Annotated in this window: 1 protein-coding gene; it reads right to left on the bottom strand. The window is 43.0% G+C overall.

All coding sequences use genetic code 11. The features are described 5' to 3' along the window. A partial coding sequence (locus DK188_RS00010) for a DUF7507 domain-containing protein (RefSeq protein WP_198672940.1) occupies window positions 1-15,478 on the bottom strand: 15,478 nt, incomplete at its 3' end. Between the last annotated feature and the right edge of the window lie 112 nt (window positions 15,479-15,590).

The following is a 15,590-nucleotide window of genomic DNA, read 5'->3' on the forward strand; positions in this document are numbered from 1 at the left end:
CTAACTGGATTACCGTGTAGACGGCTCCAACTGTTGCACTCTGGCCCGGTGCCAACGTGCCCACCTGCGGATTGCCCAACGTCGTGCCCGCATCGCTTACCGTCACATTGTCCAAGGTCACGTTGCCTGTATTGGTCACTACCAGACTGTAGCTGATCTGATCCCCTTCCTGTGAATAGGTAGCCGGATTAGCTGTTTTTGTCAAACTGATGCCTGGGGTCTGAATTGCAGTGACTGACTCAGAATCAAAATCTCTAACTGTTAATTGAGAAGGAGATGTTCCTGAAGCGGTAGCTGTATTGTTTATTATACCATTGTCCACATCGGACTGCTTCACAGTATAAACTGCAGTGATTGTTTGGACTGCTCCAGGAGCCAAGTTACCCACACTTTGTCCAGAATTAGCCAAAGGATCACTAAGTGAAACATTGGTCAAGGTGACATTGCCAGTATTGGTCACTACAAGTGTATAAGTGATAGGTTCACCAGCCACACTACAAGTAGCCTTATCTGCTGATTTACTTAGCTCTATATTTGGTCTTCTGACGCTGTTGAGCCTCACATCATCGTAATCTGTTACAGATATTGCATTTGGATCCAATCCCTGAACGGTCGCCGTATTCAAGAAGCTTCCTTGATCTACATTTGCCTGAGTTATGGTATAAGAAGTAGTTCGTACCGCAACTTGGCCCGGATTTAGGTCCCCTACATTCACGTTCAAAGACGTCAACGGATCAGTAATTGTAACCGCAGTTAATGTGACATTTCCAGTATTGGTCACTGTCAAAGTAAAGTTGGCTACCTGATTTGCAGCATTGTAGGTGGATATATCGGATTGTTTCTCAATTGTTAAATCCGGAGTCTGTACACTTGTCACTGTAACTGCATCAGTATCGCCCACTGCTCGAAGACTAGGATCTTGACCAACCACCGTGGCAGTATTCAGGATAGAGCCGGCATCGATATCTGCCTGGGAAACTTGGTAAGATTCAGTATTTGTCGCTACCTGCCCAGGAAGAAGAGTGCCTATAGCCACAGATAAATTGGTCAAAGGATCAGTCAATACGACATTGCTAAGAGTCACATTACCTGTGTTTTTAACAATTAAACTGTAATTGATAACATCTCCAGCCAAGTCAACCTGGTTGACATCAGCAGTTTTAAGCAATTGGATTCCGGATTGTTGATTTGCTCTAATCGTTACGGATGCCAAACCATTCACTGAAGTGCCTTGAGGGGAATTAGCCGTAACAGTTGCCGTGTTCGTCAAAGACCCTGCATCAATATCTGCTTGGGTAATGGTATGTGTTCCTGTCTGAGTCCAAACTTCACCCGGCACCATTCCAGTTTTCACCTGAAGAATAGGAATTTGTTTATCCACCAAATTGACACCAAGTAGGGATGTGTTTCCAGTGTTTGTAATTACCATGGTGTATTGCACTTGATCTCCAACATTTTGGTAGTTGGAGACATTCGCAGTCTTAGTAATACCTATACCAGGATTACTGGTAGCAGTGATTCTCTCAGTATCTGTATTTCTAAAATCCTTGCCTTTAGGTCCGGTACCGACTGCAGTCGCTTCATTGAAAATGTAACCTCGATTCAGATCCAGCAAGGTGACAGAATATGTCGCTGTACTAGTAACGGACTGGCCTGGAGCTAGACTTGCAAAATTTTGAGTTAAGGAAAGTGATGCATCTGATAGAACTACCGGAGCCAGGGTAACATTACCTGTGTTTTCAATTACAAATGAATATGTGATGACTTCGCCTGGCACCGCATAAGTTTGTGGATTGGCGGTTTTGGTAAGTGAAATGGATCCGTTTTGAACCACATTTACAACGGCATCATCTGTATCGACTCTGGATACTCCATAGTCAGTCACTCCCTCAGCTGTCGCTACATTTCGAATGCTTCCTGCGTCAATGTCAACTTGAGTCACAGTATAAGTAGTGCTGTACGTAATCGAAGCATTTGGAGCCAACTCAACTTCGTACTCACTTAATCCAGTCAAAGGATCATCCGTAGTCACATCGTTCAGCGTCAAATTACCGACATTGGTTACGATCAAGGTATAGTTTACAACTTCACCAGCAGTTGTAACTGTGGACAAATCAGCTGTTTTCTGAATAGCTATTGCACCATTTCTCTGAACAGTTACTAAAGCATTATCAATATCAGAAACGGAAGTTCCATTTGGATCCTCTGCTTTTGCTCTAGCAAAATTCAAAATGAATCCTCTATCAATATCCTCTTGGGTGCTTTGATACACATAGGAGAATGTCGCAGATTCTGATGGAATCAAATCAAATGGAGGAGGGCTGAATCCTGGCAACATGGTATCTACCAATTCAGCATTTGAAAGGCTCACATTACCTGTGTTGGTCACAACAAACGTGTAGGTTAAATCAACACCAGCGCTCGCAATTACAGTAGGATTTACACTCTTAGTCAAAACAATCATTGGATTCTGGGATGCATTGACCACTGCATCATCAGTATCTAATTGTGATTTATTATCAGAATCTGTGGCAGTCACAGTCGCAGAATTCAAAATAGAACCAGCATCCAAATCAGCTTGAGTCACAGAATAGCTAGCCGTAAATACTTCAGTCTGACCTGGACTCAGTGTAGCGATTGATTGCGAATAGGCAAGTCTTGAATCATCCAGCTGCACATTATCCAAGGTGAGCGTACCAATATTAGTGATGGTAAACTCATATTCAATGACTTCATTAACCTGAGTATAGGTATTTGCAAGTGCAGTTTTAGTCAGTTCAATACCGCCTTTTCCATTCGAAATTGCAATGGCATCATCCTGTCCAGTTACCTTAATTCCGTCAGGTTTATTAGCAACTGACTGAACAATATTTCTAAACAATCCATTGTCCACATCCTGCTGAGTCACGGTGTAAGTCGTGGTGTATGTCAAGGTTGCACCTGGTGCCAAAGTAGGTTCAGACGCCACAAATCCGGTTTTTGGATCTTCAGTCTTAACAAGACTCAATGTCACGTTCCCGTTGTTTACGACTTGAATATTATATGTCAGTACTTCACCGGCAGCATTAAATATTACCGGACTCACTGACTTATTAACCACTAAATTACTGAACTGAACAGCAGTAGCAGTCCATGAATCTGTTGCAGATAAAACAGGTCCAGATGGCTGGGTAGCTTTTACTGAGGCAGTATTGACGAATCTTCCTCTGTCCAAATCTGCCTGAGTGGTCGTATGAACTCCTGTATAGGTGAATGAGTCACCTGGGGCCAAGGTACCGGTTTCAGAAATTCCGAGTTGAGTATCTACTGTATTGACATCAGTCAAGGTAACATTACCCGTATTTTCTACTACAATGGTATAATTTATCGGAGTTCCAACGGCAGTGAAGAAGGATTTATCACCTGATTTTGTCAGTTCAATTCTTGCAGTTTGATCCACAGCTACTGTCACTTGATCAGTGTCAGAGGTTTTCTGTCCATTTGGAGCATCTCCAATCACAGTTACACTATTGTCAATAGATCCACTGTCAATATCCGCCTGAGTAACTGAGTAAACCGTAGAATAGGTTTCGGATTGACCTGGCAATAGTGTACCCACAACTTGGTTGTAAGGAATTCTTTGATCATCGATTTCTACATTGATCAGGGTCTGGTTACCGATGTTTTCCACTACAAAGGTGTAGGTGATCACTTCTCCAGCATTTCTTACCAAACTAACATCAGCAGATTTTTGAATGTCAATTTGTGGATCCTGAACTCCGATAGATTCTTCTCTATCGGTATCTGTAACTGTCATCGTGTTTGGATCCACTCCGGTAACCGTAGCAATGTTTGGAACCGATCCGGTATCCAGGTCACTTTGAGTGATGGTGTAGGAAGCCGTAGTTGTGTAAGTCTGTCCAGGAATTAATGTGCCGATGTTGTCATTTACCGAGGTGAGATTATCTATTAGATTCACCTGTTCCAAAGTTACATTTCCAGTATTTTCCACCACCAAGGTATAGTTGAGAACCTCATCAAGGAAATCATACGATAATGGATTGACAGTTTTAGTTACCTGAATTTCTGGGTCTTGTACAGCCGTGACTGTAACTGAATTGGTGATTGCTCCTATAGGATCAGCGTTTACATCCTCTCCATTGACAGAGGCTATATTAATGATTCTTCCTGCATCGATGTCTGCTTGAGTCACTTGATAGGAAGCAGAAACATTTAAGGTCTGACCAGGTTTTAAGCTTGCAATTGGGCTACCTCCATTGACTGTCGCCTTCGCATCTGTCGTTACCAAATTTGATAAAGTGACATTTCCAGTATTGGTCACAGCAATCAAATATTGAATTGTCTCTCCAACTTGACTATAGGTCTGAACAGAGGAGGATTTGACAGCTTGAAGTCCAGGTGATTGAACTGCCGTAATAGTCACCACATTGGAAATGGCAGAAGCTTGGGCATTTTTAGGGTCTTTTGCCTGAACTGTCGCTACATTGATAATCTGGCCAGCATCCAAGTCTGCCTGGGTGACTGTGTGAGTTGCGGTCACAGTTCTTACTGCCGCAGGACTGAGTACAAAAGCATTTCCTGCTACTACTGTATTGTTATCCACCACTTTGGTATCTGTGAGTGTCACATTACCTGTATTGGTGATTACAAATTGATAATTGATTACTTCATTCAAGGTTGAATAAGTAGACTGCGCAGAACTTTTCACGATGTCCAAACTTGGAGACTGGACAGCTGGAACAGTTACCTGGTTGGAATTTCGCTTGATGTCTTTATTATTTGTATCCTTCGCAGTACCCGAACCGGTATTTTGGTATTGGCCAGCATCCAAATCAGCTTGTGTTACTGTATGCACAGCAGTGATTGTGGCTGTAGCACTTGGTGCCAAAGTAGAAATAGGATTACCTGCTGTAATCTGTGCTTTCGAATCTGATAGGGTCAGATCTTTCAAGGTCACATTTCCAGTATTCTCAACTACAAAAGTATAATTGATCACATCTCCCACAGCATCATAATTGGCTGTAGAACTTGATTTCGTGATCTGATAATCCGGGCTCTGGATAGCTGGAACTCTTATCTGATTTGTCTGCTGGCTAATTACCGTGCCGTCTGGCTCAGTGGCAGAAACTGTGGCTGTGTTAGAATAGCTTCCAGCATCAATATCTGCCTGAGTAACCACATGTTGCGCATCTACCACAACAGTCTGACCCGGCGGAATGGATGCTATTGGCATTGGAGTGATGATATCCGCTTTAGGATCTGTCACGGTCACATCCAGCAAGGTCAAATTACCTGTATTTTCAACAGAAATATGATATTCTATTACATCTCCTTGTTGGGCATAATTTGATGTTGGGGTGGACTTTCGAACAACCATTTTTGGATCAGGAGTACCGATCAAGATTTTTGAATCGGTAGCCGTCAGGATATTTCCATTAAAATCCCTACCCAAAGCAGAAGCGACGTTTGTAATGGAGCCCAAATCAACATCCACTTGGGTAACTGTATAATCAACATCAAATCGGACAAGCTCGGAAGGTGCAAGTACCGCTAATGTGGTATCCAAGCCTACCTTATTGTCTACTACATTTAAACTGAAAATATTGATGTTTCCAGGATTTTGGACATAAATGCTATAGTTGATGATTTCGCCAGGTAGGTAATAGCCGCTTTGCTGAACGTCTTTGAATAGATTCAACCCTGGAGTTTGTGCACCATTGATTATCTCAGTCGCTGTGTCAGAAATAGTGCTAAGGTTAGGCAATGTTCCAGTAGCCGTAGCGATATTTTCGATTTTACCCCGGTCAATATCTGTCTGGGTCACTACATAGGTTTCCTGGTAAGTTTTACTATCGCCAGGATTCATGGTTGCAATGGTTTCAGAAAGCCCCGTATTAGGATCTTCTACCAGCACATTTGTTAATGTAACGTTACCGGTATTTCTGACTACCAGGGTATAATTCAAGACCTCACCGATCTGGTTGTATCCATTTTGGGCGACAGTCTTGGTGATATCGATAGTTGTCGTCTGAACGGCAGGTACAATCTCAGTATCTGTAGCATTTGGCAATGTGCCTCCAGCAGGAGTTCCTGTAGCTGTAGCGGTGTTTTCATACTGGCCAGCATCTATGTCAGATTGCTTGGTTGTGTAGCTTGCCGAATAAGTCCAAGACTCGGACACTTCGAGAATCTGGTTATTATTTAAGTCCCCTGATCTATAGGTAGGACCTGAAGTTGCTCCAGGATCGGCAACAGAGACAGAACTGATGCTGACATTTCCGGTGTTTTCCACAATAATATTGTAGGAAAGTCCCTGTCCAGGATTTCTGAATGAATTCGGCTGGGTGGTGCTGACCTTTGTCAATGTCCAGGATGGGTTCTGCTGACCAGTAACTGTTTCAGAATCTGTCACATTTGGAATCGTTCCACTAGTGAGTTTCCCAGAAGCAGTCGCAGTATTCGTGAAAGTCCCTAAATCCAAATCCGCTTGGGTGGCGGTATGCTCTGCTGTATAAGTCCAAGATTCTGTCAAATCCAGTTTAGAATCATTGTTTGTATCACCAGAAACATAAACAGGGCTACTATCTGCTTTAGGATCCGCCACAGAAACATTATTGATTCTTACGTTTCCTGTATTGGTAACAACAATCTGATATGCTAAAACTTCTCCTACCGCCTGATAAGTAGCTGGGTTGGTACTTATTGTTTTGGCAATAGTCCAACTTGGCTGCACATCAGATGGCACGTTCACATTGGTATTGTCAGTTACTGGTCCTGCAGTAGAGGTAGTACCTGAGGCATTTGCGTCATTTCTAAATCCTCCACTATCCACATCATCCTGAGTAACCGTATAGCTAGTGGTATAAACCCATATTTCACCTGGAGACATAAGTCCATCCACACCAGTATCTCCTGAAACGTAAGTTGGTGCATTGGTTTTTGGATCAGTTACCTGCAGATTTTCAACAGTAATATTTCCGGTGTTTTCAACCTCAATAGTATAATTGATGATATCACCTGCTGTATCAAATGAGCTTACATCAGCAACTTTGGAAATTGAGATATTCGCATTTTGATCTACATCAGTCACTGTAGATGAGTTTCTGTTGTAGTTGTTACCTAAGGCATCAGAGCCTACAAGAGTAGCCGCATTTGTGATACTTCCTGCATCCAGATCGGCCTGGGTCACGGTATAGGTGGTGGTATAGGCTTGAGTTTGATTTGGATCCAATCTTGCGATTGTTTCATCCAAAGAAACCAGAGGATCTTCCACCTTGATATTGAACAAGGAAATATTTCCTGTATTAGCTACTCTAATGATGTACGTAATTACCTCACCAACTGCATCTACCACTTTAGGTGTAGAGGTTTTCACAAATACCAACCCAGGATTTTGCGCTGCATTGACAAGTTCTTTATCGCTGGAAAATACCCGCTGACCTTTTGGTCCTGTTGCTTCTGCTTGTGCAGTATTTGTCACTGATCCAGAATTGATATCATCCTGTGTGACCGTATAAGCCACTATTCTTGATAGCGAGGCGCCAACTTGCAGATCCGGAATGATTAATGGAGATGAACTGATTAAGGGATCTGAAATTCGAACATTGCTTAGGGTAACATTTCCTGTATTTCTGATTGTAAATTCATATTCAATAATATCACCTGCGGTATCATATCCATTAGTTAAGGCCTCCTTTTTTAAGCTGATTTTTGGAGTTTGGCTTCCCAATAAATTCGCAGCATCTACATCTGATACAGTTATACCCAACCCTGTTTCTTCACCAGAAACAGATGCAATATTTAGGATTTCTCCTAAATCCAAATCTTGTTGCGTGACGACATAGATTGGGTTAAATGTTCGTTTTTCACCCGGCAACAAGGTTCCAATGGAATTTTGGAAACCTAATTTGGAATCCTCCACATTCACATTATCCAATGTAGTATTTCCATTATTGGTCACTACAAGGGTATATCCAATCACCTCGCCGGCAAATGAATACCCAAATGCATTTGAGCTTTTCTCAATTTCTATTCTAGGCGTAGGATTACTGTCAATCCAGTTTGTATCCTGATCAGTGACGTCTACTCCATTAGGATCTTGACCAGTCGCAATCGCCGTATTGGTGATTTGGCCACTATCTATATCATTTTGTGTGACAGTATAGTAAGCAGTGACTGTAGCCGACTCCCCTGGGTCCAGATCCCCAATTGTTATCGTTGAAGGCGTCGTGAGGCTATCTGTGATTTCAACATCAGAAATCGTGACATTACCCGTATTGGTGACTACAAATTGGTATTCTACCACTTCTCCCGCAGCAGCTACTGTATTGACATTTTGCTTATCCAATGTCAAAGCGGGATTTTGGGAACCATCCAAAATATCATCATCCGTATCAGTTACATCTCCACCTTTCGGATCAGTTCCATCCACAGTTACGGTGTTTGTAATCGAGCCATTATTCACATCAGCTTGAGTGACTGTATATTGGATGGTGTAAGACACTATCTGTCCAGGTGCCATTGCTCCAACAATAATATCATCTCCGGTCAAAGGATCTGTGATCTCAACTCCTGTCAAATCAACATTTCCAGTATTTTCTACCACGACTACATAATCCAAAATTTCACCTGCCTGATCAAATCCTGTATTGACCACCTGCTTCGAAATTTCTAAATCAGGAGTAAATGCTCCATTGATGGTAATATCATCTGTTCCTGAAATTGTAGAACCATTTGGATCCATTGCATCAATGGATGCCACATTGGTAATGGAGCCGTTATCCACATCAGCCTGAGTGACTGTATAGCTTGTATTGACTGTATAGGATTGCCCAGGAGCCAAAGTAGGTCTAGAAACATCAAGACCAGTCAATGGATCGGTGACATTTGGATCGGTGAGCGTTACATTTCCTGAATTGGAGATGATAATCGTAAAAGCAATGACATCACCAGCATTGGTATAGCCTGAAGCATTGGTGGTTTTTAGGATTACCAAATCAGGATTTTGAATGGCTGTTGCATCTACCTGAGTATTGTCAGTCACGGAATTGTTATCCGGGTCAGTGCCTGTTGCCGTCAAAGAATTGGAAAGTGTACCACGATCAATATCTGCTTGGGTCACCGTATAAGTACCAGTCAGAGACTTACTTTGACTTGGAGCAAGCGTTGGAATGGTCTGGGTCAAATTGATTTCAGGATCGGATACCTGAATACCAGAAAGAGTCACATTACCAGAATTGGTCACCTGCAAGGTATAAGTGATTACCTGACCAGGGGTATCGTAAGTGGATGGAGTTACTGTTTTATTGACAGAAATGTCTGGATTTTTAACAGCATTGATTGTTTCAGAATCTGTCACAGAACCTAAAGTGCCCTGAGATGGAGTGCCTGTTGCCGTTGCAGTATTGGTAAATGTCCCCCCATCAATGTCCGCCTGCGTAATTTGATAAGTGGCCGTGTAGGTCCATGTTTCAGATGGCTCTAGTTTGTTATTGCTATTCGTATCACCACTTTGCAAAGTAGGGCCCGAAGTCACATTTGGATCATCCAATACTACATTAGAGATCGTTACATTTCCCGTATTATCCAGGACAAAAGTATAGGTTATTGTCTGGTTGGCTTGATCATAAGTAGGTTGAGAGGCAGATTTGCTCAGTGTCCAATCCGGAGAACCTACAGCTGAAACAGTTTCATTATCAGTTTTTTCAGGTAAAGGTCCAATTACCGAGGCACCATCAATAGTTGCTGAATTAGAGAAAGACCCTGCATCAATATCAGCCTGAGTGACTGTATAAGAGGCTGAATAAGTCCAAGATTCACCTACATCCAATATACCCGTATTAGCTAGATCTCCTGAAACATAGGTAGGTCCTGTGCTTGCCTTTGGATCATAGACATTGATACTGGAAATGGAAATATTACCTGTATTGGACACAACAATATCATAGGTCAATACTTCACCTGCATTGGTAAACTCACTTGGGATGTTGGTGTTATTTTTCTCAACTGACCAATCCGGGCTTTGGTCTCCCGGAGTAGTGACCGTAGAAGTTTCCGGAGTTAATGTGCCAGCCACTGGAGTACCGCTTGCTGTGGCTGTGTTGGTAAAGGTACCCGCATCCATATCGGCTTGAGTCACGGTATGGGTTGCTTGATAGGTCCATACTTCCCCTACATCTAATACACCTGTATTTGCAAGATCACCAGAAACATACGTTGGTCCAGAATCAGCATTTGGATCAGTGACCACCGGATTATTGATGGTGATATTACCTGTATTTTCAACAACAATAGTGTAGGTGATTATTTCACCCGCCATGGTAAACTGTGTGGTCGTCGTAGACTTGCTTATATCCAGTCTTGGGGTTTGAGAAGCATTGATGGTAAGGTCATCTCCTCTTGCTAAAGGTGCTCCATTCGGGTCTGTTCCTGAAACGCTGGCCACATTATCAATGCTGCCTGAATCAATATCCGCTTGAGTCACCGTATAAGTGACGGTATAAGTCTGGGTTTGGCCAGGAGAAATACTTGCAACATTATAGGTATCTCCAGTATTGACATCTTCTACCGTAAATCCATTGAGGGTGACATTACCGGAGTTGTTGATATTGATATAGTAATCTATAGTTTCTCCTGCTTGGCTATAGCCCGTTTTATTAGCTGTCTTAATGATGTTAATGTTCGGATTGGTAACCGCATTGATGGTTGTGCTACCTGTAGCAGGAGTGAGTGTACCCTGAGCAGGTGTTCCAGTAGCTGTTGCAGTATTTACAATAGAACCCGCATCAAGATCAGCTTGTGTCACCTGATGGGTCAAAGTATAAACCCATGTCTCTCCAGGAGACATGACATCGTCAGCACCTGTGTCTCCGGACACATAGGTAGGACCTGTGGTGGCCAATGGATCGGTGATGACAATATTGGAAATTGAAACATTCCCTATATTCTCAACTTCAATTGTATAAGAAATTGAACTACCCACCTGGCTGTAATTCAGGGCAGAGGTAGATTTAGTTACTGTTAACTCAGGGTTGACTACCGCATTAACCGTCACGGTATTGGAAACTCCTGGAGTCAATGTTCCTCCCGCAGGAGAACCGCTTGCAGTGGCAGTGTTGGAGTAAGTTCCCGCATCAATATCTGCCTGAGTGACTGTATGAGTCGCAGTGTAAGTCCAAGTTTCACCGACATCAAGCGTACCTGAAGGAGCATTGTCTCCCTGGATAGTTGCAGAAATTGTCGTGTTCGGGTCAGATAGGCTTACATTGCTGATACTGACGTTCCCGGTGTTTTGAATTTGGATTTCATAATTTATGACATCCCCGACTTGGTCGTAATCTACTGTAGAATTGGATTTGGTAACTGTCCAAGATGGATTCTGGACTGCATTTACCGTTACGGTATTGGAAATTCCTGGAGTCAATGTCCCTCCCGCAGGAGAACCGCTTGCAGTGGCAGTGTTGGAATAATTTCCCGCATCGATATCCGCCTGGGTTACCGTGTGGGTAGCAGAATAAGTCCAAGTTTCACCGACATCAAGCGTACCTGAAGGAGCATTGTCTCCCTGGATAGTTGCAGAAATTGTCGTGTTCGGGTCAGATAGGCTTACATTGCTGATACTGACGTTCCCGGTGTTTTGAATTTGGATTTCATAATTTATGACATCCCCGACTTGGTCGTAATCTACTGTAGAATTGGATTTGGTAACTGTCCAAGATGGATTCTGGACTGCATTTACCGTTACGGTATTGGAAATTCCTGGAGTCAATGTCCCTCCCGCAGGAGAACCGCTTGCAGTGGCAGTGTTGGAATAATTTCCCGCATCGATATCCGCCTGGGTTACCGTGTGGGTAGCAGAATAAGTCCAAGTTTCACCGACATCAAGCGTACCTGAAGGAGCATTGTCTCCCTGGATAGTTGCAGAAATTGTCGTGTTCGGGTCAGATAGGCTTACATTGCTGATACTGACGTTCCCGGTGTTTTGAATTTGGATTTCATAATTTATTACATCCCCGACTTGGTCGTAATCTGCTGTGGAAGTGGATTTGGTAACTGTCCAAGATGGATTCTGGACTGCATTGACAGTTACGGTATTGGAAGTAGCATCTGCTAAGGTACCACCTGCTGGTGTCCCAGAAATCGTCGCAGTGTTTTCCACAAATCCCCGGTCTAAATCCGCCTGATTTGTCGTATAAGGTCCTATAAATCTCCACGTTTCTCCCGGACTCATGATGCCATCATTTCCAATGTCAGTCCCCTGAATTGGAGTTTGTAACAAGTTTGGAATCAGTGGGTCATTGATTGAAATTCCTGAAATACTGACATTTCCAGTATTAGTGGCAAAAAATTGGTACACCAATCCCGCACCAACGGCATCAAAAGATGATGAGGAACTTTGTTTGGTTAATGTCCAAGATAGATTCTGAAGACCCGTGGCAAAAGCCAAAACAGCCCCATTCGGTAAATTGACTCCATTAAAAATCAATTTTGGACTTCCGAAAGCATTAGGAGTTATCTGCTCTACAGTACCTGTGGTGAAATCTCCATCCCCGTCCGAATCTATTAGTAGACGATAATTGTTGACATCGGTGGTACCACCGGAAGTGGTTATTCCATTAAAATCAAATTCCAGATCCACCGTACCAGGATCCCCCGTTCGTTGTACTTTCCATTCTCTACCCAAACGGAACATATTGAGTCCAGGAGGAACATCGGTATCTTGCTCAGCTAGTGCCCCATTGTCATGCCCTATAATTAAAAACTCTCCATCTCCTAGTAAAGATGGATTCCTGAGCACAATATTTCCCTTACCGCTTTGCCCAGTTCCATCACCTGAACCGGTGTTGATGCTGTTGGATTGAGTCTGGTTCAATCCACTGGCATCGTCTTTACCGATTCCGAAAATATCATAATTATAGGTGGTACTGGCAGACCAAACTGTTGTCCCTGAAGATGACAAATAATCAACAGCAGCAATTGGAGCAACATTTTGCCCCAGACTTATGCCATATTTAATGGCTAGGTATGATTCTATTTTTTGTTTATCTGCTAGAGGAATTGATGCTGGAAAAACAACGAGCTCTGCCAAAAGCCCATCTCCTTTCATATGGCCAAAGTTATTGTTGTTACCGTTATTGGTTCCACCAATCATAGGCTTGAAAGTGATCTTACTAAAATCAGGTGTCGCTCCTAGAACTGGCTGATCAGTCCCATTTACCCTACCTGTACCGAATGGACTACTGCTCAGAGTAGCGTCTAGGTTGACTATATTCAGCTTCCTGTTATCAAAATTGGTACTTTGAATCCGGAATTCTTCCACTGTGGAACTCTCATTTCCGGGCCGCATCCAAGAATTGTTTGTCCCACTGCCTCCAAAAATAACCACCCCTCTCCTTGGAAAAGATGGAGGATCAACCCCACCTAAAAAATTGGCTTGACCAAAAGATCCATCTGAAAATTTATATACGGCAAATCCCTCAGTAAAATCAATAGCGGTATTTCCGGACAGGTAATTTGTGGGTAATGAACTGCTTAGACCATCATTATTAAAACTTACAGCCTGGTTGAAATTGACGGCATTGGTTGTAACGGTTGGAGAACCTGTTACTGTGAATGTATTTACACCTGTCTGATCCGCCCAACCTGTTAGAGTGGTACCTGTGTTGGTGATCCCCTGATTTCCTTTTAGCCAAAGGTTGGTACCAGATACTCCACCAGGATTTCCTACAGGACCCGAAGTTGGTAAGATAGTCAGAGATATTGCATAACTGCTGATACAAACTCCTGTACCAATGGAAATGACCCCAGAATAAGTTCCAGGAGGGATATTCGCAGGAATCACAATATCTACATTGCCTGGTCCCGAGTTAAAGGTCTCTGAAGGATTGGCTTGATCTATGAGCCCTGCGGCTGTAGCTTCTACATTCCAGTCAATTCGGTATCCAAGCGGGTTACCCGTTGAAGCTGAATATGGCAAAATAACTGTGGTGGTAGATAAGGAATTAAAGTTTGCCGGATCTATCACTCCAGAGGTTGTCAAAGTCGGCACCACACAGGAATCCGGAACTAAACTTCCCCTAAATTCAAAGGAATTGATACCGTACCGCCCATCAGACAAGGGCCCCCCCCAAGCGTATATCCTAAACCGAATTGCAGAAACATTCTGAAAAGAAGGATCGGTTAAAAGTATAGTATTGGAATCATCCTGTAGCGTCCCAATGTTGGACGAGAAATTATCAAGACTGGAACGTAAAGCAAAATTTGTTGGGGCATTTATTCCCGCCGTTTGACCGTCAAAAATGAAACTGTTCAAGTTTAACTTAAAGCCAACATCCGGTAACAAAACGAATTCAAAATAGTCATTTGGATCAAGAGAGGGACTGTTCCATCCTGTGGCATCAAAACGCATGGATGTTGTCCTTGGGAAAATCCCACTTCCTCTTGTAATGCCAGACACGGTGAGATTGGGAACGACTACATCCCCTAGGGTGAATGGATTTAGTGCACTGGGGTCAGACCCAATGATGGGATTGGACCAAAGTGAAGCATCTTCTTCAGTATCTACTTCAACAATTCCATTGAATGCAAATGAATTAATTCCATATCTACCACTCGAGGTGATTCCTCCCCATGCATAAATTCTGAATGTAATCGGACCAGTAATATTTTGGTAAATGGCATTACTAAGATCAATACTATTTAAGTCCTCGACGACCGTCAATTCACTGCTAAAATTATCAAGACTAGATCGGATGGAAAATGAACTGGGAGCATCGGCACTCGAAGTTTGCCCATCAAATACAAAACTTTCCAAGCTGAGCTTGTAGCTGGAGTTAGGTGTAAGTGTAAACTCAAAGTAATCATTTGGGTCAAAGCTGCCGCTGTTCCACCCGGTGGCATCATAGCGGTTTGCCACCGAAAATCCACTTACACCACTTGATCTCCTAATCCCCGACACAGTGATATTTGGATCGACCACCTGCCCATTGATAAATGGATTGGAAGCACTGGGATTTGGATCGGTTATGGCATTAGACCATATACTTTGGTTAGCGGTATTGTCCACTATAACGTCTCCGACAAAAGAAAAATCAGCGATTCCAAAAGTTCCTCCAAAGATAGGAGCTCCCCATGCATAGAGTCTGAAAGTGACAGTACCGGTAAGGTTCTGAAAATCCTTACCTGTTAAGGAAACCAAATTGGCGCCAGAGGTAACCGTTCCAATTACTGAACTGAAGCCATCTTGACTTGATTGCAAAGCAAAATTGACCGGGCCAGATCCACTTGTCACCCCAGTAAAAGAAAAACTAGCTAAATTAACCTGATATCCAGATTGAGGCGTTAGGGTAAATTCATAATACTTAGACCCATTAATATTAGTGCTATTCCATCCTGAAGCATCATATTGGTCCGGAACACTTACAGCGTCTACTCCTGGGCCTCTCCGAATTCCAGATACAGTTATATTCGGATTGACCACATCCCCGTTTATATAGGGATTGGATCCGCTTGGATTCGTTCCTGTGATCGAATTGCTCCAAATCTGTGAAGCAAAAAGAGGAGAAGTTGGAACGGAGTGGATTAAAGTAACC

The sequence above is a fragment of the Algoriphagus litoralis genome, assembly GCF_003259255.1.
GTDB classification, from domain to species: Bacteria; Bacteroidota; Bacteroidia; order Cytophagales; family Cyclobacteriaceae; genus Algoriphagus; species Algoriphagus litoralis.